The organism is Haematospirillum jordaniae (assembly GCF_001611975.1).
GTDB classification, from domain to species: domain Bacteria; phylum Pseudomonadota; class Alphaproteobacteria; order Rhodospirillales; family Rhodospirillaceae; genus Haematospirillum; species Haematospirillum jordaniae.
Genome location: NZ_CP014525.1, coordinates 1176331 through 1200444 on the forward strand (window position 1 = coordinate 1176331; position 24114 = coordinate 1200444).

Here is a 24114-nt window from a genome sequence, read left to right on the forward strand (position 1 = left end):
AGTTTGCCTTTACTCCCCGCGCTGGGCAAGGTCAGGCCGTCGTAACCTGATTTTGACAGAGAGTGTGTCGTGGGATTCCTTTCCTTTTCCATGCCGGCCTTTACCCAGGGGCTGGCCCTGAGCCTGGGGTTGATTGTCGCGATCGGGGCGCAAAATGCCTTTGTGTTGCGCCAGGGGCTCCGGCGCGAGCATATGGGCAGCGTGGTGCTGTTTTGTGCAACCGCCGATGCCGTATTGATCACGGCCGGTGTCATGGGCATGGCCGAAGCCTTGGGGAGCCACCCCGCGCTGGCGCATGCGCTGGCTTTGGCTGGTTCCGCCTTCCTGCTGGTCTATGGGTGGCAGGCCTTGCGCCGGGCTAGGCTGTCACAGTCCTTGAGAGCCGATACAGGCGGGTCTGGACTGGGGCGGGGGGCTGCTTTGGCTCAGGCGGCGGCCTTTACGTTCCTCAATCCCCATGTGTACTTGGACACAGTGCTGCTGGTGGGAAGCATCGGTGCCCAGCATCCGTCGCCGTTGCAGGTCTGGTTTATCGCCGGGGCCTGTGCGGCCAGTATGGTCTGGTTTGTGTCCCTGGGGTTTGGTGCGCGTTGGCTGGCTCCTTGGTTTGCCCGTCCCGTGGCCTGGCGTTTTCTGGATGTGTTTGTCGGGGTGACAATGCTGGTCATCGCAGGTCTCTTGATCTATCGCGTTCTGGCGGGGTTCTGAGGGTCTGTGTTTGCGAAAGAATATTCTGTTCCAGCCTTGTGGTAATCTTTGCTTCAGGTATACAAGAAATTAGACTGTACTGATTGTATACTCACCCTTCGTATGTCATCTATTTAATGTGCTAAATTATTGCAATACATGGATCTATGTACCATATATATCTATGTGTATTTTTATGCCGATATATTAGGGGGTGATGGCATGGGATTTATAAGGGCAAATATAGTTCCTATTCTTGAGGAAAGTAAAAGAAGGCCGTTTAAGGGGAGGCTTCTTCTTCTTGGTCAGGGAGACATCTACTTCTCTGATGATGCTTATCGCCAGATGGCTCAAAGGGTTGGGGTTAACCTTGATAGCTCCGTGCAGCCCGCTCTTTCATACAAGCCAGACTTTGCGGAAAAAGGCTATCTTGATACCCAGTCTGTGTTCCGGCGCCTTGGGTTCTCTGAGGTCATGGCGCTGGATTATTCTGACTTTGAAGGGGCGGATATTCTTCATGACATGAATGCCCCGGATATTCCGGAGCAGTGGCGAGGACAATTCGATGTTGTCATGGACCACGGAACGCTGGAGCATATTTTTCATTTTCCCAACGCAATGCATGCTGTTTTCCAATTCCTGAAGATTGGCGGAAGGGCCATGACAAGCTCGCCTGTCTCCGGTTTTTTTGATCACGGTTTTTATATGATGCAGCCTACCCTTTTCCGCGATTTCTATGCGGCCAATGCATGGGAGGTGAATACAATTAAGGTTGTCCAGTTTACGTCGAACGAGTGGACGGATCCGTGCACGTTTATCGACTATGAACCGGATCGGCTTGATCCATCCAAGTATGGAAAAATGGACGGGAATTTTTGCGCAACTTTTTGCGTTGCGACAAAAGGCGAGCAATCCACCGGTAAGGTTATTCCCCAGCAGGGGTGGTATTCAAGGCAAGCGGCTTGGAAACCCTGTTCAGCGGTACAGGCCTCTATGGCTGACCCGATGTAGTGCCTGATTGCCTTGTTGACGGGGAACGCCCTGATGAGAGACGCGTATCTTGCTTTTGGTACCCCTGATTTCACTGAAGCTGAAATAGACGCTGTTGCCCGCGTTATGCGTTCCGGCTGGGTCGGCATGGGGCAAGAGACCCTTGCATTCGAGACCGAGCTAGGTGCATTCATCGGTGTGCCAGAGGTTGTGACGGTCAACTCGTGTACTTCTGCGCTTTTTCTTGCTCTTCTGGTTGAAGGGATCGGACCGGGAGACGAGGTGATCGTTCCCAGCCTGACCTGGTGTGCGACAGCTAATGCGGCGCTCTATCTTGGTGCCACGCCGGTCTTTTGCGATGTTGACCCTTATAGTATGTGCGTGACGCCACAAACCGTTGCTGCAAAGGTGACGGGGCGAACCCGGGCGGTTGTTGTTGTGCACTATGGTGGTTACGCCGTTGATGTCGATGCCTTGAGGGCATCCCTGCCGGCTGATGTTATTCTTGTCGAAGATGCCGCCCATGCGCTGGGCGCCATGTACGATAACGGCAGACCCGTGGGGGCGTCGGGCCATACGGTTTGCTTCAGCTTCTATGCCAATAAAAATGTATCCACAGCCGAGGGCGGTGCCCTTGCACTGTTTGATCCTGGAAAGGCGGAACGTCTGCGGCGCCTGCGTATGAATGGCCTAGAATCCCATGCTTGGTCACGCTATATCCGGCCGTCTGTTGCCTTTGCTGCTGATGTGACCGAGCTTGGCTACAAGGCAAATTTTACAGATCTTCAAGCCGCGATCGGGCGGGTGCAATTGAGCCGTCTGCCCGAAATGGCGCACGTCAGGCTGATGATTGCCGAACGCTACAGGGAACGTCTAGACGCCTTGGGTATAGAGGCAGCTTTTCAGCAGGGTGTCTTTGACAGGAGTCATGCTCGGCATTTGTTGGTCGTCCGGTTTGATCCCGCCAGAACCATGATCCGGCGCGATGACCTGCTGCTGGCGCTGCGGGCCCGTAATATTGGCGCCAGCATTCATTATCGGCCGCTGCACGGGCAACCCCTGTACAGTGCACAGGGGGTGGTTTGTCTGCCCGTTACGGAATTCTTGGCGGATACAATCATGACCTTGCCGATCAGCGCCAAGATGACGTTGGCTGATGTGGATTATGTTGTCGGGCAGTTGGCCTGTCTTCTCAATCATGAAAAGGTTCTGCAATGATTACCTGTGCACCGGAATCCACGCTTGCAGAGACCTATGATTTTGGTGGCCGCCTTTCAGCCCGGTTCCCCTCGCAGATCATCATGGATATTACCGAGGTCTGTAATCTGGCCTGCACCCACTGTCCTCACCCCGTCTTTGCCAAGTCAGAGCATTACGCCGGACGTTATCTTGATCCGGCGCTGAACGAGAAGATGATCGAGGAGGTGCGCCAGCACGGGCAGGGCCACATCCGTTACATCCGTTATGCCAGCAATGGCGAGCCGCTGGTTCACCCCGATGGTTACAACATGATCAAGGCTGCGGTGGATTATTCCGGTGTCTTTGTGACCTTGACCACCAATGGAAAGATCATGAACGAAAAGCGGACCCGTAACCTGCTGGAGGCAGGGGTACACCTGATCGATATCAGCATTGATGCATTTCGCCCCGAGACGTATGCCAAGATTCGTGTCAAGGGCAACCTTGAGGTGACGCGTGAGAATACGTTGCGTCTGATCCGGTGGGTAAGGGAAAGTGGGGCAAAAACCAAGGTGGTGGTCAGCTTTGTCGAGCAGCCGGAAAACACCGCCGAAGCGGCCGACTTCGAGCGCTACTGGAAAGATCAGGGGGCGCAGTACGTTGTCATGCGCCGTTTGCATTCCTGTTCAGGGGCCGTGGCTGATGTCGCAGATGCAAGTCGGGTTATACAGGCAGACGGTGTGCGTCGTCCCTGCCTGTATCCTTGGGAACGCATCACGATCAATGCGCGGGGTGATCTGGCCTTTTGCCCATCCGACTGGGTGCATGGATCGTATGTTGCCGATTATCGCAACACCACCATTCATGACGCATGGCAGGGTGCATTTTACCGTCGCCTGCGTGAGGCGCATCAGACCAACAACTACCGCCACCATCCGTTCTGTGGGCAGTGCCCGGATTGGGCCGCAACCCGTTGGCCCCGTGAGGGACGGAGTTACGCTGATATGGTGGAGGATTTCATTCAAGACGAGGGTTCGGTGCCATGAGTCATGTGATCCAGCCCATTGCCGGTAGGGTCAAGGGACCTTGTGTTGGACAGCGTTTCTGAAGGGTGCGGGAGTGGAGCATGTTTCATGAATGATATGGCAAACAGGCATGAGCCAGAAAGATTACAGAAGGAGACGTTGGAGGAGGTATTCTCAAGAACAGACCTTACAATATTCGAGATATTGAGGAACTTTCCTGTTTTTACCCCTCGATTCAATATTGCGAGGTTTCTTTCGCATTATGAAATATTCAAGAAAATAATAGATGTTCCAGGGGCCATTGTTGATCTTGGTGTCTATCGTGGGGCATCCGCTTTCACATGGGCCAAGTTATGCGAAATTTTCTGCCCTACGGATATTCGGAAAACTGTCTTCGGCTTTGATACGTTCGAAGGTTTTGTGCACCTCGATCGTGAAGATGGCCCCGAGAATGTGGCGCAGGATCGTGTGCCCGGGGGGTATTTCGGTGGAGCCTCGGTGGAGGCTGATCTGGCTCTTGCTCGTGATGCCATGGACCAAGACAGGCATCTAAGGCACAAAAGTCGCATTGAATTTGTGAAAGGTGATGTGTGTGACACAATTCCACAGTTCATCCAAGACAAGGGAGAGGGGTTGCGCATAGCCCTTCTTGATATTGATCTTGACCTTTACAAGCCCACACAGGTTGCGCTGGAGTATTTCGTTCCGCGTATGGCCAGGGGTGGTATCATTATTGTTGACGAGTATGCTGTTGATACATTTGGTGGTGAGTCCAAGGCCGTTGACGCGTATTTTGAAAAGCGTTTTGGCAAGCGTCCCCGTGTCGTCAAGTTCCCTTGGCACAGCAACCCAACAGGCTTTATCGAGGTAGACTGGTGAGAGTTGGCGCTATTCAATCATCTTATATACCTTGGCGCGGGTATTTTGATATTATTGCCAGCGTTGATCTGTTCGTTTTTTACGATGATATTCAATACACAAAGGGAGATTGGAGAAACAGGAACAAGGTAAAAACCCTACGTGGTGCTGAATGGATGACGGTGCCTGTTTCTTATAAAAGCGTTTCGCAACTTATCGCTGAGACGCCGGTTGACCCCGGTAGGTGGTGGAGGCAAAAGCATCTGCGAACGTGGCAAAATCACTACCGATCCGCGCCATATTTCGATGCCGCCATGGACGTATTGGCCGGGTTTGATGACCCACAGCACACAACGATCAGCCAGTTGAACATCTATCTGATCCGCAGGATCTGTGCGTATCTGGACATCAAGACCCCGATGATCCTGTCCAGCGAATTATCCCTACAGGGGAGCAGGACAGATCGCCTTGTTGATATGATCAAAAAGCTGGGGGCCACAACATACCTGAGTGGGCCAAGTGCAGATGCCTACCTTGACAAGGACGCGTTCCGGACCCACGGCATCCAGCTTGAATACAAGTCTTACGATTATGATCCCTATCCGCAGCTTTGGGGCGACTTTATCGGCGGGGTGACGGTGCTGGACCTGATTGCCAATTGCGGGCACCAGGCAAAACACCTGATGCGGAGCCGGACACCAGACAGGATCATGGTCGCGAAATGAGAAAATCAAAGCTTTCCATCATTGTCTTTGGCAACGTCAACAACTACCCCTTGCTTCTGGTCCGTGGTCTCCGGGCGCTGGGCCATGATGCCCGTCTGATTCTGAACCAGAAGACAGCACACCACAGGCCAGAAGCATTGTTCCCGGAGTGGGCCAATGCTTACCCCGATTGGATTTATGATTGTTCTTACCTCACCGATCTGGATGTCGCCTATCAGACGCAGGCGCTGGATCATGCCATTTACCGCCTTACCAACAAGGTTGATTTGGCCATTCTAAATGATACGGGGCCGGCACTGGCCTGTTTCCTGAATGCACCGCATATCGCCCTGCTGACCGGGCATGATGTTGCCAGCCACGCCAATTTCGAATCCCTGCACATACGAACGGAAACATGGCACCCAAAGCTCCGGCGCTCGCCGGAAGGGCGACGGTATGTATTGCGGTTTTCCGATTTTGTGGTTCGGCAGCGGGACGGCATTCTGGCGTCCGAAGTGATATGCTATTTCCAGCGTGGACTGATACCGTCCGGGGATCAGATTCTTGATGACATCGGGGTCTCAGATGAACGACGCTTTATGGTGTACCTGTCCAATACCCTTGATCTCCAGTACCAAAGCCTCCCGCATAACAAACGCCTGACCATTTTTTGTGGCAGCCGGATTGTTTACAGGCCAGATCAGCATCCGGGCTTCAGCCCTCTGGATTTCAAGGGGACGGATGTTCTGATCAAAGGGTTTGCGCAGTATGTCAAGGGTGGCGGGAAAGGATTGCTCCGCTTGCCCCGGAAAGGGCAGGATCAGGAGGCTGCTGCGGAACTGATTGCAGACTTGGGCATCGGGGCCAGTGTTGAGTGGCTGGATGAACTGCCCCTGTTTGCCTATTACAAGGAAGTGGCGGCGGCAGACTTAGTTTGTGATCAGTTCGGCACAGCTTTTCCAGGGATGGTGACAACGGATGCCTATGCCATGGGGCGTCCCGTTATGGCCAAGTTGCGTAATGAGATCTTTGCACAGAGTTTCCCGGAACCAATGCCGGGGTTCGATGCCAGCACTCCCGAGCAGATCTGTCAGCATTTGACACTGTTGGACGAGAGGCGGGATCTTCTGGAGGAGATGGGGCGCAAAAGCCGACGTTATGCCGAACAGTTTCTGGCGCCCCAAGTCATGGCCGAACAGCTGCTGGCGCGGTACGAATCCTTTTTGTAGGGAAGGCAGGGGATATCATGAGTGTGACGCTGGTCCCGCTCTGACCGACAGGTATCTATCTCGGAATGGAAAAAGGCCGCACCCGAAGGTGCGACCTTTTCCTTTGGCATACCACAAGGGCAGGAAGAGAAAGGCTTAGAAGCCCATGTCACCCATACCGCCCATGCCGCCCATGCCGCCGCCCATCGGGGCTTCCTTCTTTTCAGGAATTTCGGCAACCATGGCTTCGGTGGTGATCAGCAGGCCGGTCACCGAAGCGGCGTCCTGCAGGGCTGCACGCACAACCTTGGTCGGGTCGATGATGCCAGCCTTGATCATGTCCACGTATTCGCCGGTCTGGGCGTTGAAGCCGAAGTTGACGTCCTTCTGCTCCAGCAGCTTGCCAGCAACAACGGCACCGTCGGTACCGGCGTTTTCGGCAATCTGACGCACCGGAGCCTGCAGGGCGCGGCGAACGATTTCGATACCAACGTTCTGGTCTTCGTTCACACCCTTCAGGGATGCCAGGGCGCGGGTGGAGTACAGCAGGGCAACGCCACCGCCAGCAACCGTGCCTTCTTCCACTGCAGCGCGGGTAGCGTGCAGGGCGTCGTCAACGCGGTCCTTGCGCTCTTTCACTTCCACTTCGGAACCACCGCCGACGCGGATCACGGCAACGCCGCCGGAAAGCTTGGCCAGGCGTTCCTGCAGCTTTTCACGGTCGTAGTCCGAGGTTGTTTCCTCGATCTGCGCACGGATCTGCTTGCAGCGCTTTTCGATCTCGTCCTTGGAGCCTGCACCGTCAACGATGGTGGTTTCTTCCTTGGAGATGGTCACGCGCTTGGCAGTGCCCAGCATCTGCACGGTGACGTTTTCCAGCTTGATGCCGATGTCTTCGGAAATTACCGTACCACCGGTCAGGATGGCGATGTCTTCCAGCATGGCCTTGCGACGGTCGCCGAAGCCCGGAGCCTTGACAGCAGCAACCTTCAGGCCGCCGCGCAGCTTGTTGACCACCAAGGTGGCCAGTGCTTCGCCTTCGATGTCTTCAGCAACAATCATCAGCGGCTTGCCGGACTGCACAACAGCTTCCAGAACCGGCAGCAGCGGCTGCAGGGTGGACAGCTTCTTTTCGTGCAGCAGGATCAGCGGGGATTCCAGCTCTGCCACCATCTTTTCGCCGTTGGTGACGAAGTACGGGGACAGGTAGCCACGGTCGAACTGCATGCCTTCAACCACGTCCAGCTCGGTGGTCAGGCCCTTGGCTTCCTCGACGGTGATCACGCCTTCCTTGGTGACCTTTTCCATGGCCTTGGCAATCATGTCACCGATTTCTTTTTCGCCGTTGGCGGAAATGGTGCCGACCTGGGCCACTTCTTCAGAGGTGGTGATCTTCTTGCTGCGGGTCTTGATGTCCTCGACCACAGCGTTGACAGCCAGGTCAATGCCGCGCTTCAGGTCCATCGGGTTCATGCCGGCGGCAACAGCCTTCACGCCTTCGCGGACGATGGACTGGGCCAGAACGGTTGCGGTGGTGGTGCCGTCACCGGCCAGATCGGCGGTCTTGGAAGCCACTTCGCGCAGCATCTGGGCGCCCATGTTCTCGAACTTGTCTTTCAGTTCGATTTCCTTGGCGACAGAAACGCCGTCCTTCGTGATGCGCGGAGCACCGAAGGACTTGTCGATGATGACGTTACGGCCCTTGGGACCCAGGGTGACTTTCACGGCATTGGCCATGATATCCACGCCGCGCAGCAGGCGGTCGCGGGCATCGGTGGAAAACTTAACGTCCTTGGCAGCCATAGTTTTTTATCCTCTAGGTAAAGATATGGTGAAAGGCGACAGGGAAAGAACGAAGCCTTAGGCTTCGATCACGCCCATGACGTCTGCTTCCTTCATGATCAGGAGATCTTCGCCTTCGATCTTCACTTCTGTGCCGGACCACTTGCCGAACAGCACCTTGTCGCCGGCCTTCAGGTCAAGGGCAACCAGCTTGCCGTCTTCGCCACGGGCGCCGGGGCCAACAGCAATGATCTGGCCTTGCATCGGCTTTTCCTTGGCGGTGTCGGGGATAATGATCCCGCCAGCTGTCTTTTCTTCGGAGTCAACGCGCTTTACGACAACGCGGTCATGCAACGGACGAAATTTCATTGGGTTCCTCCAGAACGAGCGTTTCCCAGTTGAACATCTCACCAGGTCAGGGGAGCCCGAGGTTTCTGTTGGCACTCCCCCCCGGAGAGTGCTGACAGAGGTAATACGGACCGCCTTTTCTGTCAAGGGGGGTGTTAGCGTCAGGGTTGTTATAGCGCGGGGATGAACGGCGTGTCAGCGCAGCCGGTTTTTCAGCCGTTTGTACAGCCCGATGCCCAGAAGCCCGGATGCGATGAACAGGGCAGCGGACAGCACAACCTGGGTGGTTGCGTCCACTTGTACCCCGGCACCCAGAAGGGCGAAAACAACGGTTTGCGGAATGTAGCCGACCGCTGTTCCGCCCAGAAAGCGTGACGGGGCCAGCGCCGTGACGCCGGCGGCCAGGTTGGTCAGCAGGTTTGATCCCACGGGCAGGAGTCGCACCAGCAGGGTCATGGTGAACGGGTGGTGCCCCAGCAGGGCGTCGATGCGTTCGATCCGGCGGGCGAACAGGCGACGGATGACGGAGCGCCCCAGAATCCGGGCATAAAAGAACGCCGTGGCGCAACCCATGGTCTGTGCCAGCAGGGCCAGCAGGCCCCCTTCGACAAACCCGAAGGCATAGCCGCCGCCAAAGGCAACAATCTGGCGGGGTACCCCGATGGCAGCGACCAGGGTGCCCACGGCAACAAACAGAAGCTCCCCGTTCAGGCCCTGTCCGACGATCTGATCATCCAGCCAGTGGGTGTCCAAAGCCTCGGTCAGCCCGAATTCCCGGGCGCCAAAGCCAATGGCGGCAAGGGTTGCAATCATCACAAGCCCCTTGAACAGGGCTTTCAGGGGGTTGCTGCGCCGCAGGGTTTCTTCGGCGTCGTCATGCAGCAGTGTTTCGGGAGACAGGGACATGGAACCCCGACTCAGTCCTGCTGTTCAAGAACCGGGTTGCGGGCCCGGCGCTGCAACCACATTACGCCGACCAGGTCGAACAGGCTGACCCACAGCCGGTTCCACACACCGTATTTCGATACGCCCCGTTCGCGCGGGCGGTGGTTGACGGGAACGCTGACAACCAGCCCGCCTTCACGCAGGGTCAGCGCCGGGAGGTAGCGGTGCATGTGGTCAAAGCGCGGGAATTTTAGGAACAGAGACCGGGCAAACAGCTTCAGTCCACACCCGGTGTCGGGGGTTCCGTCGTTCAGCAGCCATGCCCGCACACCGTTGCCAATGCGCGAGGACAGACGGCGCAGTTCATTGTCCTGCCGTTTTTGCCGGTGTCCGGCGATCAGCAGGCGCGTGGCGTCCATGCCGGTGCGTTTCTCTTCGTCCCGCAGGCGGGTCAGCAAGGCGGGAATGTCGGCCGGGTCGTTCTGTCCATCGCCGTCCAAGGTAGCGATCCAGGTGCCACGGGCGGCCAGAACGCCGGTATAGATGGCCTGGCTTTGCCCACAGGCGGTGCGGTGGCGCACACAGCGTAGGGCCGGAAACCGGGCGCGGGCCTCGGTCAGGCGGTGCGGGGTGGCGTCGTTTGATCCGTCATCGACATAGACAATCTCGAACGGCACCACGCCATCTAGGGCGGCGGCGATTTCTTCGATCAGGGGCAGGATGTTGTCGGCTTCGTTATGGACGGGCACAACAACAGACAGGTCCGGGCGGCTTGGTTCAGTCATCACACACGCGCAGGTAACACAAGGGGTCAGCCGGTTGTAGCGCCGGGGCCGCCCGGTGACCAGAGAAAAGTCCCGGGCGGCATGCGGTTTTCAGGTTCAGGCGTCCAGTTCTGCCGTTATTTTCAGGTCTTCCCCGGCGATGGCGCGGTCCAGCAGGGCAATGGAGCGGTCCAGCCCGTACAGGGCAAAGAAGCTGCCCATGCGCGGCCCCTGTTCCTGACCCAGCAGGATTTCATACTGGGCCCGGAACCAGTCGCGCAGGCCGGGATAGGTGTCGCCGTGCTGCTTGCCGATAGCATAGACAATGTTCTGCAGGTCTTCCCCGGACGCATCGGCCGGTGCCGCTTTCAGCGCCTCGCGCAGGTCGGCCAGGGCAGTTTTGTCGGCGCTGTTGGCGATGCGGTACTGCTTGGTCGGGCGAACAAAGTCGTTGTAGTAGACAATGGCGTAACGCACCAGCCGGTCCAGGAACGGCATTGTTTCCGGCGACGATCCCGGGGCGTAGTTGCGGATGTAATGCCACAGGACGGCCGGGTCATCGGTGTTGGCCACCCCGACCAGGTTCAGCAGGATGCCGAAGGTCAGCGGGGTTCTGTCGGTTCCCGGTTCCCCGTGGTGGATGTGCCAGGCCGGGTTGGTCAGGCGGGCGACCGGGTCCTGTTCCGCAAAGGCGGCGGCATGGGCCACATAGTCATCCACCGCGCGGGGGATCACATCGAAGTACAGGCGCTTGGCAGCCTTTGGCTTCTGGTACATGAACAGGGCCAGGGATTCTTCGGGGGCGTATTTCAGCCAGTCTTCCACCGACAGGCCGTTGCCCTTCGACTTGGAAATCTTTTGCCCGTTTTCGTCCAGGAACAGTTCATAGGACAGGGTCTTCGGCGGTGTGCTGCCCAGGATGCGGCAGATCTTCCCGGCCAGGTCCACCGAAGGGATCAGGTCCTTGCCCGACATTTCATAGTCTACGCCCAGCGCGTGCCAGCGCATGCCCCAGTCGGGCTTCCACTGCAGCTTGCACGCCCCGCCGGTGACCGGCACTTCCACCTTTTCCCCTGTCTGCGGGTCCTGATAGACGATGGTGCCGGCATCCACGTCGCGGTGGATGACCGGAACCTGTAGCACCACCCCGGTGCGCGGGCAGACCGGAAGGAACGGGCTGTATGTGGCCTGACGCTCGGCGCCCAGGGTCGGCAGCATCACGGCCATGATGGCGTCGTAGTGTTCCAGAACCCCGCGCAGGGCCTGGTCAAAGTGACCATTGGCGTACATCTCTGTGGCCGACTTGAATTCGTAGTCAAAGCCGAAGCTGTCCAGGAACCCGCGCAGGCGGGCGTTGTTGTGGTGCCCGAAGCTTTCGTGGGTTCCGAACGGGTCGGGAATGCGGGTCAGCGGCTTGCCCAGGTGTTCGCGCACCCTGTCCTTGTTGGGGATATTGTCGGGTATCTTGCGCAGGGCATCCATGTCGTCGGAAAAGGCGAACAGGCGGGTCGGGATGTCGGGCGCCAGAATTTCAAAGGCCCGGCGGACCCACGAGGTCCGCGCCACTTCGCCAAAGGTGCCGATATGCGGCAGGCCAGAGGGGCCATAGCCGGTTTCAAACAGCACATAGCCCTTGTCCGGCACCTTGCCGTTCAGCCGTTTGTCCAGCAGGTCGCGGGCTTCCTGAAAAGGCCAGGCCGAGGACTCGCGGGCGGAATGGGCAAGAGAGTGTGACATGATGTGTCAGATCCGTTACGGGCTGTTGATGGACGAAAGGGTCTGTACGCAATGCGAATCGCCTGCATGCGTTGGTCTGCACCCTAGGGCCGCAGGGGTGATCCGTCAACGTACCTTGCAGCATTCTGGCCCCCTGCTGTACCGTGTCACTTTACCTTTGAGTGTTTTTCTGCCCGTCAAACGATCAAGGGGTGTTTCCCATGTCCTCGCTGCGTTTTTTGTCGGTCAAGCACCAGATCCAGCTGGTTCTGGCCCTGTTTCTGGTGCCGGCCTTGGCGTCGGTGGCGGTTCTGCTCTGGCACGAGAACGAGGCCATCAGCTTCGCCCGCAAGGAAACGATGGGGACAGCCTATATCACCCCGCTCCTAGACGCCCAGATTGCTACGGCCCGTTACATGGTGACTGCCACGAATCCGGATGCGGGAACCGTGGCCCGCGTTGCGGCGGGGCTGGAATCGGTACGGGAGCAGGCCGATCTTCTGGACATGCGGGGGTCCCACGCGATTGTAGAGCGCTTGTGGACTGATTTTGCGGCGGTACCCGGCCTCGAGCGGGCGCGCGACATGATCGCGGGGCTGGAGTCTGCGGTTGCGCAGGCCGGGGATCATTCCAACCTGATCTTGGATCCGGAGCTGTCCAGCTATTACCTGATGGATTCCTTGGTTGTGCGCTTGCCCAAGATGATTACCGGGGTGGCGGATATGGCCGGGTACATGCTGGAGGCATCGGCATCCGGCAATGCCGGACTTGATGTTATCCGCGCCGGTGCTGTGATGGGGGGGCACCTGTCGGCGCTGGAAAGCGGGTATGCTACGGTTATGGAGACGTCTGAGGATTCCGCTGTGGCCGCCATGATGCCGGCGTTGTCCACCCGCGTTTCCGGGGCGGTGGATACGGTGTTGGCCAGCGTTGGCCGCGGGCAGGGCATTGTTTCCGGCCAGGAGCATCAAGCGGTTCTGCTGGCCGCGCTGGACGCGTTCGAGGACATGCGCCGCCGGGCCTTGTGGGGCCTTGATACCATTCTGAACGAACGGATTCAGGGGTCGGTTGTCATCCTGTCCATCAGCCTGTTGATCCTGGCCCTGTTTTTCGGTGCTGCCGGCTATGTGGCAAACCGCTATGCCGTGGAATCGCTGTCGGTTCCGTTGGTGACCCTGCGCCGGTCGATCCAGCGTCTTGCCGAAGGCGATGTGGAAACCCCGGTGCCGGATTTCCAGCGGCGGGACGAAATTGGTGCCATTGCCTCAGCCCTGAAGGTGTTGCGCCATACGGCAACCCGTGCCTTTGCCCTGGGGCAGATGCTGGAAGCGATGCCGGTCAATATTGTGACGGTCAGCCCCCAGGACGGGCGTATCAGCTGGATCAATGCCGCCACGCGCAATGCCCTGGAACAGATTGGGCCGTCCCTGAATGGTTTACCCCCGGGGACAGACAGTTTGGAGGGGCTTTCCATTGATTTGTTCCATCCGCAGCCGGGCTGGCTGTCGGAGCTGGTGGCCGACCCCGGTCAGCTGCCGTGGACGGGCGAGGTTCATCTGGGGAACGAGCGGGTGGCTCTGTCCGTGTTTCCGGTTCTGGACCATTATGGCCAGATGACAGCGGCCATGCTGACCTGGAGCATTGTAACCTCCAGCCGGAGGATGGCCGAGGTGTTCGAGACCAGCATGGAAGGTGTGGTCGGGGATGCCGGTGTGGTGCAGGAGGCCGCCCGCAAGCTGGATACCATTGCCTGCCGTGCGGCCAGTGGCATTGACATGGTTAATGGTGCGGTCAGCCAGGTTTCGGACTTTGTGACCAGCCTGGCCTGTTCGGCCGAGGATTTGTCCCGTTCCAGTGCCGACATGATCGAGCGTTTGTCCAGTGCCAATACCCTGACCATCAACGGGGTGGAAATGGCCGAGGACAGCATGCGTGCCGTGTCTGGTTTGTCGCGGGTGGCAAAGGAAATTAACGGCGTGGTGGACCTGATCACCGAAATTGCGGAGCAGACCAACATCCTGGCCCTGAACGCCACGGTCGAGGCCGCCCGTGCCGGAGCCGCCGGCCGGGGGTTCGCCGTGGTTGCCAACGAGGTGAAAAAGCTGGCCCGCCAGACCGCCGCCGCCACCGAGGATGTGCGGGTGCGGGTTGCCGCCGTGGCCGATGTCAGCCAGGACGTGGCCAATGCCATGATCCGTGTCAGCCGCCTGATTTCCGGTGTCAACGGACTGGTTGGTGACCTGACATCATCGATGGTTGACCAGTCCCGCGCCACGGGGGTAATTGCAGACAGGATCCAGCAGACATCCACCCGGATGATCCAGGCGGCCGAGGATCTGGACGCCTTGTCCGAAGCCACGCAGGCCACGCGATCTGAAGCAGGATCCTTGCTGGAGGTGTCCACCACCCTGTCGCAGCGATCCGGTCGTTTGAGCCGGGAGTGGTCGGGGTTCAGTGCGGGAGCCCTGCGGTTGGCGGTTTAGGGCCGGGTGTGTGAAAACAGCCTTGCCATATGCGGGCGATACTGCTAAAAACCCGGCCTCGACAGCGTGTTCCGGCGTAGCTCAGCGGTAGAGCCCCCGACTGTTAATCGGGTTGCCGTAGGTTCGAATCCTACCGCCGGAGCCATCGAGTTCAAAAAGCACCCCGTGCAGAACACGGGGTGCTTTTTTGCATATTCGGGGCGGCGGATATCCGCGCGCATTCTGCCTTGATGTCAGCATGTCGTCGATAAAAACAGATTATGCCGATCACATGATGTCAGCCAGATCACAACGTGTTGCATTATATGTTCTTGTACGTTCTTTTTTTGCGTACACTATAGCGTGTTTGTGGTAATCAGAATGTAGCGTCAGGGTTTGTTCCTAGCCTTGGCAACAATGCTGGATATTTGCGTACTGTGCCGTGTGCGGGGGGTGTTTGTGACAGTTGGTTTTGATTGTGGGGCGGCGGACCCTGTTGACAGCCATCTGGGGCAATCCCTGAGGCAGTTCCGCGAACTGCGCTTGTTGACGCTGTCTTCCTTGGGGCAGGCTGCTGGGGTGTCGCCGCAGCAGATCCATAAATATGAACGTGCGGTGGATCGTATTCCGGCGTCCCGCCTGTTTCGTATCGGCTGTTGTCTGGATGTGCCAGTCCAAGCTTTCTTTGATGGTCTTGAGGGATCCATAACCCTTGGCGACTATCCGCTGGATGGTGATCAGCTGCGCCTTCTGGCCTGGCTGTCCGTGCTGACGGCGGAGCAGAAAAAAGCCGTTTTCCGTCTTGTGCAGTCCCTGGCCGGCATGGGCCGTCCCGGGGGGAGATGATCGCCGCGCTTTCTGCGGGGTGCCGCGTGATGGGCAGGTGACGGATGTCTGCGGGCGCGTTATGGTCCCCTTCATGACGTGCGGACACCCTGATACGCTTGAGCTTTTGCTGCCCGATGCCCCGGTGCTTGTTGCCGGTGCGGCGTCGGCGGTTGTGTTGACGCCCGATGGAGAGATCCTGACCCTGGACCGGGCGGCGGCTGTCCGCTGGCTTGCGTCTTCGGCTCCTCCGCTGGTGTGCCATGCACCGGCGGTAGCGGCGCGTTTGGGCTGTGCGTCTTTCCCGGCCTGTGATGTTCTGGAGCTGTACGCTTTCGTGCGGCCGGCAGTCTTTTGCCTGCCGACGGTGGCCGGGCTTGCCGCGGCCTGTCATATTGCCTTGCCCGCTGGCCCGGAGCAGGAAGCAACGGCCCTGTCGGCGGTTGTGGTGGCCCTGCTGCGGGATCTGTCCGCCCTGTCGCGCACGTCACGGCCCCAGGCACGCGCGCTGGCCTGGGGGTTGCTGCGGGCGGGGTGGCCGTGGGCCCGCTGTGTGTTGCATGCCCTTGGTGAAACCGGCGACCCGCCGCACAGCCGTGTGGTGGCTGCGGGGTTCCGGGTGTGGGAAAGCCTGCCGGAGATTTCCGAGCATGCGCCCGAACCGTCTTCCTCTTGTTTGCCGGTCAGCCCGACCGAGGCCCGTGCCCGGCTGGCACAGATCTTGGGCGGTGCTGCCGAGGACCGGCCGCAGCAGGCGGATTTTGCCTCGGCATGCTGCGAGGCGTTCGAGCCTCGTGATGCCGAGGGGGAGCCACGGTTCGTGCTGGCCGAGGCCGGAACCGGTGTGGGCAAGACCTTGGGCTATGTTGCCCCAGCCAGCCTGTGGGCTGAGAAAAATGGCGGTGCGGTATGGTTGTCCACCTATACCCGCAACTTGCAGCGCCAGCTGGAGGACGAGCTGGCGCGTCTGTACCCCGACCCGCGCGAGAAGGCGCGCCATGTTGTGGTTCGCAAGGGGCGCGAGAATTACCTGTGTCTGTTGAATCTGGAGGAAGCCGCCGGTCGCCTGTCGGTCAACCCGGCCCGGGCGGTTGCCTTGGGGCTGGTGGCGCGCTGGGCCTTGGCAACCCGTGACGGGGCCATGATTGGCGGTGATTTTCCGGGATGGCTGGTGGATATTCTGGGGCGTTCCACCGTAGCGGGCCTGACCGACCGCCGGGGGGAGTGTGTCTTTACCGCCTGCCCGCATTACAACCGTTGTTTTGTCGAACGCTCGGTGCGCAAAGCTCGCCGGGCGCGTATTGTGGTGGCCAACCATGCCTTGGTGATGCGGATGCTGGGCAACGGTTCTGCCGCGTCAGGGGGGGATCCCGGAGGCGGGCTGCCGGTTCGTTATGTTTTTGACGAAGGCCACCATGTGTTCGAGGCGGCCGATGGTGCCTTTTCGGCTCATCTGGGGGCGCTGGAAACAGCAGAACTGCGGCGCTGGATTCTGGGGGCGGAAGAAGGCACCCGGTCCCGTGCTCGCGGGCTGCAACGCCGTGCCGAAGAATGCGTGCAGGATGATCCCGCCGCACAGGATGCGCTGGATGCGATCCTGCAGGGGGCCCGCTGTCTGCCTGGGCCGGGATGGATGAACCGTTTGGGATCGGACAGCCCCCATGGCCCGGCTGAGCGGTTTTTGCATCGGGTGCGGCAGCAGGTGTATGCCCGGTCGCAGGAAGGTGGGCACCCGTATTCCTTGGAAGCGGATGTCGAGCCGCCGGTCCCCGGTTTGACTGCGGCTGCGGCAGAGCTTGAGCGTGCCCTGGAAACCCTGTCCCGACCGGTCCAGGACTTGATGAAGGCGCTGGCCATGCGTCTGGATGCCGATGCGGCAGAGCTGGATGCATCGGTGCGTTTGCGGATGGAGGGATTGATCCGGTCTCTGGAGCGCCGGGTGCTACGGCATCTGTCTGCTTGGCGTGCCATGCTGGACAGCCTGCAAACCCGGGCGCCGGAGACGTGTGTGGACTGGTTCGCCGTGGAACGGCTGGACGGGCGGGATTTTGATGTCGGCATGCGCCGGCACTGGATCGACCCCACATTGCCCTTTGCCCAGGTGTTGCAGGATGCAGCCCATGGCGTGCTGGTGGCTTCGGCAACACTGCGCGATGGATCCGGTGATCCGGCTGTGGACTGGAAGGCTGCCGAGGCCCGCACCGGTGCCGCGCACCTTTCGTTGCCGGCGGTGCGGGCGGCGGTAGCGTCTCCGTTTGACTATGCCGGCCAGACCCGGGTGCTGGTGGTGACCGATGTACGCCGTGACGACGCGGCGCGGGTGGCGGCGGCGTTCCGGTCGCTGTTTCTGGCGTCCGGCGGGGGTGGTCTGGGTCTGTTTACGGCGGTATCCCGGTTGCGGGCTGTGTACGAACGCATTATGCCGGCAATGGCCGAACATGCCATTCCGCTGTACGCCCAGCATGTGAGCGGGATGGATACGGCCACGCTGGTTGACCTGTTTCGCGCCGACGAGCCTTCGTGCCTTTTGGGGACGGATGCGCTGCGCGATGGCATGGATGTGCCGGGGCGTGCCCTGCGTCTGGTGGTGTTTGACCGGGTTCCCTGGCCCCGCCCGGATATCCTGCACCGGGTGCGGCGCAAGGCCTTTGGCGGGCGCGACTGGGATGACCGCCTGACCCGGCTGCGTCTGAAGCAGGCCTTTGGAAGGTTGGTGCGACGGGCGGATGACCGGGGTGTGTTTGTCCTGCTGGATCCGCTGTTGCCGTCGCGTTTGCACGGGGCGTTTCCGCCGGGGACAGAGGTGCGCCGCCTTGGCCTTGCCGATGCGGTGCGCGAGGTATCGGACTTTTTGGGACCTGTCCCGGCCTGCCCCCCGCCAGCCTGCCCCCCGACCGCTTAGGGAAGGGCGGAAGGGCAGGCCGGGGTATCCCTCAGGCGGCGATGCTGGCGTGCCCGAAGGCAAAGTTCCTGTACAGCTGCTGCACCCACTGGGTTACGTGGCCGTGCGGCAGGGTGCGCCCTTCGATCTGGATGCAGGGCGATACCTTGGAGAAGTTGCCGGTGGCAAAGATCTCGTCGGCCTGCATCAGGTCATCGTAGGACAGCGTTGTTTCTTCCACCAGGGTGCCATCGGCCTGTAGCAGGGCAATAACGCGCTGTCGTGTCAACCCGTTGAGGAAGCTTCCGTTCGGAACCGGGGTGCGGATGATGCCATCCTTGACCAAGAACAGGTTGGAGGCGGCAAATTCCGCCACGTTCCCGTGGTTGTCGAGCATGACCGCCGTATCAAAGCCGCGCTGTTGTGCATCGCTGAGGGCCCGGCTGACATTCGGGTACAGGCAGGCCGCCTTGGCTGTGGTGGGCGCGGCCTCGGGTGTTGGCCGGCGAAAGGGGGACTGGGTGGCGCTGAAGCCCTGGCTTGCGGGCGGCATGGCGATTTCAAACAGGTGCAGGGCAAAGCGGGTCGAGCTGGCATCAGGGACCAGAAAGCCGTTGTCGCACCAGAACAGCGGTTTGATATAGAGAGCTTTCTTTCCACCGCTGCGGGTGATGCCCTCCCGTGCTAGGGCCGCGATATCCGCCCCGCCGAGTGTTGGGTTCAGTCCTAGGATGCGGGCAGACTGGACAACCCGTTCACAGTGGGCTTCCAGGTCCGGTGCCACACCTTCGTAGTAGCGTGCCCCGTCGAAAGCCGTGCTTCCCATCCATACGGACTGGGTACCCGGCCCCATGATCATGGGGTTGCCGGTGTGCCAGGTGCCATCGACGAAAACAAGAGAAATTCCGGGTTGGGTTGATTGTGTTGACATAAGCGCGCTCGTATTCCTTGTGGTTTGTTTCGAGACAAACCTGTTTCCTCGCCTGTCAGCATACAGGTTGCGCTGTATTCCTGCCAATAAATATACCGTACCGTGTTAGGGGTGGTGTTTGTGTCGATTTTTCGGGGATGTCTTTATTGGCTGGCCCAGAGGATTCGCGCTGACCAGGCGATGTCTGTCTGGTCTATGGCCTGGTCCGTGCTGCCGGCCCCGAAGGGCTGGACGACCATGCGGGTTGCCGTCGTTCTTGTTAACTCACCCATGACCAGACTCTTGTCTCTGGTATAGATGACAACGCGGTCGCCGCGCCGTGCGGTTGCGTTGGGAGACAGGATCAGTCGGTCGCCGTCGCGATAGGCCGGCAGGCAGGCGTCGCCGTGGATTTCCAGCGCCCAGGCGTCTGGATCCCTGAGATCAGGAAAGGCGATGGCGTCTTGGGTGCCATTTGGGGTGTTTCCGGCAGCATCTAGGCCGTTGCGGGCCTGGTCCTGGCTGACCAAGGGCAGGATGGGCTGAGGGGGAGGGGGCGGTTCCGCCATGGCTTCAGCGGCCTGCTGCAGGAAATGTTCTGGGCGCGTATCGGTGGCCTGCAAGACCTTGGACAGGCTTTCTGTCGTTGGCCAGCGGGGTTTACCGTCGCGGCCAAACCGTTTGGACGGGTTGAACGTGGTCGGGTCCAAGCCTGCTTTTTTTGCCAGTGCCGATGGGGACAGTCCGTGATCTTCGGCCAGGCGATCAAGGGCTGTCCACAGGGCGTGATGGGTAAGCATGCGTTCTGCTCTCCAGTTATCGGGAACACACTGTGTAAGTTCGCCCTTGACGAGCAAGGATTATATTCCTAGACCATGAGGTGCTTCTTGATAGTGTCTTAACGTGGAGACGACCTGATGGCAACACGGCGAAAGGCGCCGCGCCCCCTGAGTATACGAGAAAGCTGTCCGTTCATGAGTGCAGAGGAGGCTTGGTTGTGGTTCTGGCGGTGCCAGCTGGCCCGTGACGAGGGGGCGCGTTTTGTGGCGGATGCCGGTGATACGGCGCGGCCCTGTGATCCCGATGATGTGTACCGTGTGGCGGCCGGGTTGCTGCGGCAGAATGTGCTGGGGGCCCGGCAGGCCATGGTTCTGGCCTGTTACGGGCGTGCTTTGGCTCCGCCGGATGCCCGCCTGGAGGAAGAGCGGCAGGCTGCCAGGTGGTGGGAGGAGGGGCTTACTCTTTTGGAAGGTCCGTTGCGGCGCAAGGGGATTGTTGGGTGATGACCGGAGAGCCTGATGCCGTTGTTGGCTTTTCCGGCGTAGCGGATGTGCCCTTTCTCAAGATATTGCGCCCGGGGTTCCGTCATTGCCTGATCGCGGTCTGTGATGCCGGCCGTGGGGGCTGGGTTGTGATCAATCCCATGGCGCACTGTACCGAAGTGATCGTGATGCCTGTTGATCCGGTGTGTCCAGCCCTGGATGTGGCGCAGGTGATGGCAGCGGGGGGCTATAAGCCGGTTGTTACGCGGCGCGGTGTGCCGCCGCACCGTTTGGCGCCGGTGCGTGTCTTTAGTTGCGTGGAGGCGGTGAAGCGCATTCTGGGGCGTCGCTGGCCCTGGGTTCTGACTCCTTGGCAGCTGTACGGTGCATTGTTGAATGAGAAAAAAGACCTTTAATAGGAAAATATTCTTGACTTTTGGGGCGCTTCTCTGTATACCAATCCCTGTCAACGCCGGAGGTGTATCCACCGTACCGGATTGCTGACGGGGGAAACCCGCCTGTCGTTCCGGCAGGCGGGTTTTTGGCGTTGGCGCGTTGTGTTTCTGGATTTGTGTGAACAGGGGGGATTCGATGGCCAGTTTTACGCCGTCCACCAATGCAGCCATGATGCTGGCCATGCGCCGTTTTGGCCCGTCTCATGCCGGGTCGGCCTTGCTGTCATCGCATATGTCCGGTTCATCCGGGCTGCGCGGTTTGCCAATGCCCGAGATCCGTATTGCTCCTGTCGTTTCCGCTCCACCACCACTACCTCCTGTTTCTGCTCCGACAGAGCCGGCGGGCGGGAGGAGTGTTCCATCCGCGCCTGTCGTATCCGCGCCGGCAAAGCCATTCCGGGAATCGGTTGAGGCGGTGCGTCCGCGCCCGGCCCGGCCCCGGTATTTGCCCCTGTTGTCCGGATACTGGACTGAAACCCTGTCCGGTACACCGCGGGACAAGGGTGATGGCGGTTCGGCGCTGTCGGGCCGTCGTTCGCTGCTGGGGGAATAGGGCATGGGGCGTTCCCAGGGTATTCGTTTCAGGGTGGGCCCAGATCCCGGGCACGGTGGTGCCGAAGGTCTTCTGGCCCGTTATCAGCGGGCGCTGGAGCGTCGCCGTCTGTGGGAGGCGCACTGGCAGGAATGTTATGAATTTGCCTTGCCCCAGCGGACTGGCCTGTTCGGGGCTCCCGTCGGGGGAAAGCGCACGGACCGTCTGTTTGACGGGACGGCACCCGATGCCGTGGACCAGCTGGCTGCAAGCTTGCTGGCCGAGTTGACGCCGCCCTGGACCCGGTGGTTCGGTCTGGAGGGTGGCGTCGGGCTAGACGAGGTGGGGCGTGCATCCCTGGCACCGCTGCTGGAAGATGTGGCCGAGACACTGCGTCTGCATTTCGACCGTTCGACTTTTGCGGTGGAGCTGCACCAGTGTTTCTTGGATCTGGTGACAATTGGTACGGCGGCCTTGCTGTTTGAGGAAGCCCCGCCGGGCGAGATCAGCGCCTTTCGTTTTTCGGCAATCCCGATGACGGAGCTGACCCTGGACGAAGGGCCTTCGGGGCGGCTGGATGTGGTGTATCGCCATGCCGCGATGCCGTTGTCCCATGTGTGGCACCGGTTTCCGGATGCCGAAGTGCCGGATGTGCGCCCGGGGGGCGATGACAGCGGCGACCCGCTGGTGGAGGTTCTGGAAGCGTCCGAGCCTGTGCCGAACGGGTACCGGTATACGGCGCTGTTGCTGCCATCGGGTTCGCATTGGTCCAGGGAGCGGACTGTTGTGCTGCGTGACGGAATGTTTCCGGCCTCGCCGTTTGTGTGTTTCCGCTGGCTGAAGGCGCCGGGGGAGGCATACGGGCGGTCGCCGGTGATGAAGGCGCTGCCCGATATCAAGACGGCCAACAAGGTAGTTGAGCTGGTGCTGCGCAATGCATCGATTGCGGTGACCGGGATCTGGATGGCCGAAGATGACGGGGTGCTCAATCCGGCAAACATTTCGTTGTTGCCGGGATCGATCATTCCCAAGGCACCGGGATCCAGCGGGTTGACGCCGTTGGCCACCCCGGGGCGGTTTGATGTCAGCCAGCTGGTTCTGGATGACCTGCGGGCGCGGATCCGCCATGCGTTGCTGGCTGATCGTCTGGGGCAGGTCAACAGCCCGCGGATGACCGCGACCGAGGTTCTGGAGCGATCCACCCAGATGGCCCGTATCCTGGGCGCGACCTATGGGCGTTTGCAGACCGAACTGCTGACGCCGCTGGTCATGCGGGCGGTCTCTATCCTGCGGCGGCGCGGGGAAATACCGGATCTTCGGGTGGACGGGCGTCTGGTGGACCTGCGCTACAGCGCCCCGGTGGCCCGCCAGCAGGCCCGGGATGATGCCCGCAACGCGCTGATGTGGCTGGACAGCCTGCGGCGTCTGGGGCCGGAAGGCATGGCGGTGGTTGATCCGGCCGCAGCCGCACGTTGGCTGGGCCGGGCGCTGGGGGTGCCGGCGGATCTGCTGGCCTCACCGCTTCCGGTGCCGGTACGGCCAGTTCCGGGCGGGGGCTCCAGTCCGACGGATGCAGGCGAAGGAGAGGGCGCATGACACAAGACACCGGGCGTGATGCCTGGCTGTTTCCGGGGCCTGGGCACGGTGTTGTCCCCGACCCGGAGCAGGCAACCGGGCTGGCCGTGGCGGCGGCGCGGTGTTTTGCCGGTGTGGACGGGCAGTGCGTGCTGGAGGCCTTGGTCGGGATGACCCTGCACCGGACAGTCGGGCCAGCGTTGCCGGATGCGGCGCTGCGTCATCTGGAAGGACAAAGGGCCCTGGTTGCCTGGTTGCTGGCCTTGATTGATCGCGGCGGCGGAGTGGTTCCGTTGTACCGGAAGACATGCAGTAACGAGAGGACGGAATGATTCATTCATCTGATACACCCAGTACCGCTGTTTCTGTCGGGGGGGGTGTCCCTCCGGCTTTGGCGGCGGAACGTCCGGCTGTTTCCCGCAGCGGGGCGGCGGATGCCGAAATTGAAGCCCTGGTGCAGGTGTGCCGGGATTTAGAGGCTCGGCTGCGGGCCGGCAAAAGGGATTTGGGGCCTGAATCCGGGTTTGACGGGCGCCGGGCCCTTGACCGTTTGCGCGGGGTGCCGGATAAGCCGGAGGATTATTGCATTACCTGCCATCACCCGTTGCTGGAGCCGGATCCTGATGTGAACGCCCGTTTGCACCGGTGTGGCTTTACCGCCGAGCAGGCGCAGCTGGTCTATGACCTGGCGCTTGAGAAGGTGATCCCGGTTCTGGAGCAGATGGCTGAATCCTTTGAGGCGGAGTGCCAGAAGACGCGCTTGGTCCAGCATTTCGGGGGGGAGGACCGTTGGCACGAGATTCAGCGTCAGGTTATGGCCTGGGGGCGGGCGAATCTGTCGGCGGATGTTCTGGAGACCCTGTCACGAACGGCAGAAGGGGTGATTGCCCTGCACCGGATGATGACCTCTCCGGAACCGGGTCTGGGCCGGTCCGGCGGGGCGGGTGTGGCGGCATCGGAAGACGATATCCGGAGTCTGATGCGTGACCCCCGCTATTGGCGCGACCGCGACCCGGCGCTGGTCCGCCGCGTGAGCGAGGGGTTCCGGCGCCTGTATCCCGGTTAG

23 protein-coding genes and 1 tRNA gene are annotated in these 24114 nt (G+C 60.3%); 17 read left to right on the forward strand and 7 right to left on the reverse strand.

What is annotated here, in order from left to right; genetic code table 11:
• The first annotated feature begins 69 nt into the window (after positions 1-69).
• The 7 genes from AY555_RS05500 (at position 70) to AY555_RS05530 (ending at position 6672) form a co-directional block, all read left to right on the forward strand.
• Positions 70-708 (forward strand): LysE/ArgO family amino acid transporter, encoded by a 639-nt coding sequence (locus AY555_RS05500; protein WP_322099085.1) that lies wholly within the window; start codon positions 70-72, stop codon positions 706-708.
• Between the two features lie 324 nt (positions 709-1032).
• The gene (locus AY555_RS05505) at positions 1033-1698 is read left to right on the forward strand and encodes a methyltransferase domain-containing protein (RefSeq protein ID WP_156483313.1); all 666 of its coding nucleotides are present in this window, start codon (positions 1033-1035) and stop codon (positions 1696-1698) included.
• 33 nt (positions 1699-1731) lie between these two features.
• Positions 1732-2895, forward strand: a complete 1164-nt coding sequence (locus tag AY555_RS05510; protein WP_066134464.1) for a DegT/DnrJ/EryC1/StrS family aminotransferase — start codon at positions 1732-1734, stop codon at positions 2893-2895.
• Entirely contained in the window at positions 2892-3902 is a 1011-nt protein-coding gene (locus AY555_RS05515; RefSeq protein WP_066134467.1) for a radical SAM/SPASM domain-containing protein, read from the forward strand. The genes AY555_RS05510 and AY555_RS05515 overlap by 4 nt, the downstream gene beginning before the upstream one ends.
• Before the next feature lie 87 nt (positions 3903-3989).
• Positions 3990-4760: a TylF/MycF/NovP-related O-methyltransferase gene (locus tag AY555_RS05520; protein ID WP_066134470.1), complete on the forward strand. Its 771-nt coding sequence runs from the start codon at positions 3990-3992 to the stop codon at positions 4758-4760.
• On the forward strand, positions 4757-5464 hold the full coding sequence (locus AY555_RS05525; protein ID WP_066134473.1) for a WbqC family protein: 708 nt from the start codon (positions 4757-4759) through the stop codon (positions 5462-5464). Before AY555_RS05520 ends, AY555_RS05525 begins: the two co-directional genes overlap by 4 nt.
• Positions 5461-6672, forward strand: coding sequence for a glycosyltransferase family protein (locus tag AY555_RS05530; RefSeq protein ID WP_066134476.1), 1212 nt, complete (start codon positions 5461-5463; stop codon positions 6670-6672). The genes AY555_RS05525 and AY555_RS05530 overlap by 4 nt, the downstream gene beginning before the upstream one ends.
• Before the next feature lie 135 nt (positions 6673-6807).
• Here AY555_RS05530 and groL read toward each other — a convergent pair whose 3' ends face one another.
• The 5 genes from groL to AY555_RS05555 form a co-directional block, all read right to left on the reverse strand.
• A complete protein-coding gene (gene groL / locus AY555_RS05535; protein ID WP_066134479.1) occupies positions 6808-8454 on the reverse strand; it encodes a chaperonin GroEL in 1647 nt (548 codons plus the stop codon).
• A gap of 57 nt (positions 8455-8511) precedes the next feature.
• Positions 8512-8802 carry a co-chaperone GroES gene (gene groES / locus AY555_RS05540; RefSeq protein WP_066134482.1) on the reverse strand — a complete coding sequence of 97 codons (291 nt, stop codon included), beginning with the start codon at positions 8800-8802 and terminating at the stop codon, positions 8512-8514.
• 174 nt (positions 8803-8976) lie between these two features.
• Entirely contained in the window at positions 8977-9687 is a 711-nt protein-coding gene (locus AY555_RS05545; RefSeq protein ID WP_066134484.1) for a TVP38/TMEM64 family protein, read from the reverse strand.
• 11 nt (positions 9688-9698) lie between these two features.
• Positions 9699-10451, reverse strand: coding sequence for a glycosyltransferase family 2 protein (locus AY555_RS05550; RefSeq protein ID WP_066134487.1), 753 nt, complete (start codon positions 10449-10451; stop codon positions 9699-9701).
• Between the two features lie 96 nt (positions 10452-10547).
• On the reverse strand, positions 10548-12167 hold the full coding sequence (locus AY555_RS05555) for a lysine--tRNA ligase (RefSeq protein ID WP_066134489.1): 1620 nt from the start codon (positions 12165-12167) through the stop codon (positions 10548-10550).
• 200 nt (positions 12168-12367) lie between these two features.
• On the opposite strand from AY555_RS05555, the gene AY555_RS05560 reads away from it, so the two are divergent.
• The 4 genes from AY555_RS05560 to AY555_RS05575 all read left to right on the forward strand — a co-directional run bounded on the left by AY555_RS05560 (position 12368) and on the right by AY555_RS05575 (position 18335).
• The gene (locus tag AY555_RS05560) at positions 12368-14629 is read left to right on the forward strand and encodes a HAMP domain-containing methyl-accepting chemotaxis protein (RefSeq protein ID WP_066134492.1); all 2262 of its coding nucleotides are present in this window, start codon (positions 12368-12370) and stop codon (positions 14627-14629) included.
• 70 nt (positions 14630-14699) lie between these two features.
• A tRNA-Asn gene (locus AY555_RS05565) sits at positions 14700-14774 on the forward strand.
• Positions 14775-15067: 293 nt separating this feature from the next.
• A complete protein-coding gene (locus AY555_RS05570) occupies positions 15068-15454 on the forward strand; it encodes a helix-turn-helix domain-containing protein (RefSeq protein ID WP_167798433.1) in 387 nt (128 codons plus the stop codon).
• A gap of 61 nt (positions 15455-15515) precedes the next feature.
• Entirely contained in the window at positions 15516-18335 is a 2820-nt protein-coding gene (locus AY555_RS05575) for an ATP-dependent DNA helicase (protein ID WP_066136634.1), read from the forward strand.
• A gap of 31 nt (positions 18336-18366) precedes the next feature.
• Here the strand turns inward: AY555_RS05575 and AY555_RS05580 are convergent, their stop codons facing one another.
• Both AY555_RS05580 and AY555_RS05585 read right to left on the reverse strand, forming a co-directional pair.
• On the reverse strand, positions 18367-19245 hold the full coding sequence (locus tag AY555_RS05580) for a branched-chain amino acid aminotransferase (RefSeq protein WP_066134498.1): 879 nt from the start codon (positions 19243-19245) through the stop codon (positions 18367-18369).
• 143 nt (positions 19246-19388) lie between these two features.
• On the reverse strand, positions 19389-20024 hold the full coding sequence (locus AY555_RS05585) for a S24 family peptidase (RefSeq protein ID WP_066134501.1): 636 nt from the start codon (positions 20022-20024) through the stop codon (positions 19389-19391).
• Positions 20025-20141: 117 nt separating this feature from the next.
• On the opposite strand from AY555_RS05585, the gene AY555_RS05590 reads away from it, so the two are divergent.
• The 6 genes from AY555_RS05590 to AY555_RS05615 all read left to right on the forward strand — a co-directional run bounded on the left by AY555_RS05590 (position 20142) and on the right by AY555_RS05615 (position 24114).
• A complete protein-coding gene (locus AY555_RS05590) occupies positions 20142-20507 on the forward strand; it encodes a hypothetical protein (protein ID WP_066134504.1) in 366 nt (121 codons plus the stop codon).
• On the forward strand, positions 20507-20902 hold the full coding sequence (locus tag AY555_RS05595; RefSeq protein ID WP_066134506.1) for a hypothetical protein: 396 nt from the start codon (positions 20507-20509) through the stop codon (positions 20900-20902). The genes AY555_RS05590 and AY555_RS05595 overlap by 1 nt, the downstream gene beginning before the upstream one ends.
• Positions 20903-21077: 175 nt before the next feature.
• Positions 21078-21494, forward strand: a complete 417-nt coding sequence (locus AY555_RS05600; protein WP_066134508.1) for a hypothetical protein — start codon at positions 21078-21080, stop codon at positions 21492-21494.
• Between the two features lie 3 nt (positions 21495-21497).
• Complete coding sequence (locus AY555_RS05605; protein ID WP_066134511.1) at positions 21498-23069, forward strand: portal protein; 1572 nt, start codon at positions 21498-21500, stop codon at positions 23067-23069.
• Entirely contained in the window at positions 23066-23380 is a 315-nt protein-coding gene (locus AY555_RS05610) for a Bbp19 family protein (RefSeq protein WP_209315793.1), read from the forward strand. Before AY555_RS05605 ends, AY555_RS05610 begins: the two co-directional genes overlap by 4 nt.
• Positions 23377-24114 (forward strand): capsid assembly protein, encoded by a 738-nt coding sequence (locus tag AY555_RS05615; protein ID WP_066134513.1) that lies wholly within the window; start codon positions 23377-23379, stop codon positions 24112-24114. Before AY555_RS05610 ends, AY555_RS05615 begins: the two co-directional genes overlap by 4 nt.

Coding starts and splice junctions, on each gene's coding strand:
- AY555_RS05505 (WP_156483313.1), top strand. CDS start 1,033: ATGGCTCAAAGGGTTGGGGTTAACCTTGATAGCTCCGTGCAGCCCGCT.
- AY555_RS05510 (WP_066134464.1), top strand. CDS start 1,732: ATGAGAGACGCGTATCTTGCTTTTGGTACCCCTGATTTCACTGAAGCT.
- AY555_RS05515 (WP_066134467.1), top strand. CDS start 2,892: ATGATTACCTGTGCACCGGAATCCACGCTTGCAGAGACCTATGATTTT.
- AY555_RS05520 (WP_066134470.1), top strand. CDS start 3,990: ATGAATGATATGGCAAACAGGCATGAGCCAGAAAGATTACAGAAGGAG.
- AY555_RS05530 (WP_066134476.1), top strand. CDS start 5,461: ATGAGAAAATCAAAGCTTTCCATCATTGTCTTTGGCAACGTCAACAAC.
- groL (WP_066134479.1), bottom strand. CDS start 8,454: ATGGCTGCCAAGGACGTTAAGTTTTCCACCGATGCCCGCGACCGCCTG.
- groES (WP_066134482.1), bottom strand. CDS start 8,802: ATGAAATTTCGTCCGTTGCATGACCGCGTTGTCGTAAAGCGCGTTGAC.
- AY555_RS05545 (WP_066134484.1), bottom strand. CDS start 9,687: ATGTCCCTGTCTCCCGAAACACTGCTGCATGACGACGCCGAAGAAACC.
- AY555_RS05550 (WP_066134487.1), bottom strand. CDS start 10,451: ATGACTGAACCAAGCCGCCCGGACCTGTCTGTTGTTGTGCCCGTCCAT.
- AY555_RS05555 (WP_066134489.1), bottom strand. CDS start 12,167: ATGTCACACTCTCTTGCCCATTCCGCCCGCGAGTCCTCGGCCTGGCCT.
- AY555_RS05560 (WP_066134492.1), top strand. CDS start 12,368: ATGTCCTCGCTGCGTTTTTTGTCGGTCAAGCACCAGATCCAGCTGGTT.
- AY555_RS05575 (WP_066136634.1), top strand. CDS start 15,516: ATGGTCCCCTTCATGACGTGCGGACACCCTGATACGCTTGAGCTTTTG.
- AY555_RS05580 (WP_066134498.1), bottom strand. CDS start 19,245: ATGTCAACACAATCAACCCAACCCGGAATTTCTCTTGTTTTCGTCGAT.
- AY555_RS05585 (WP_066134501.1), bottom strand. CDS start 20,024: ATGCTTACCCATCACGCCCTGTGGACAGCCCTTGATCGCCTGGCCGAA.
- AY555_RS05590 (WP_066134504.1), top strand. CDS start 20,142: ATGGCAACACGGCGAAAGGCGCCGCGCCCCCTGAGTATACGAGAAAGC.
- AY555_RS05595 (WP_066134506.1), top strand. CDS start 20,507: ATGACCGGAGAGCCTGATGCCGTTGTTGGCTTTTCCGGCGTAGCGGAT.
- AY555_RS05600 (WP_066134508.1), top strand. CDS start 21,078: ATGGCCAGTTTTACGCCGTCCACCAATGCAGCCATGATGCTGGCCATG.
- AY555_RS05605 (WP_066134511.1), top strand. CDS start 21,498: ATGGGGCGTTCCCAGGGTATTCGTTTCAGGGTGGGCCCAGATCCCGGG.
- AY555_RS05610 (WP_209315793.1), top strand. CDS start 23,066: ATGACACAAGACACCGGGCGTGATGCCTGGCTGTTTCCGGGGCCTGGG.
- AY555_RS05615 (WP_066134513.1), top strand. CDS start 23,377: ATGATTCATTCATCTGATACACCCAGTACCGCTGTTTCTGTCGGGGGG.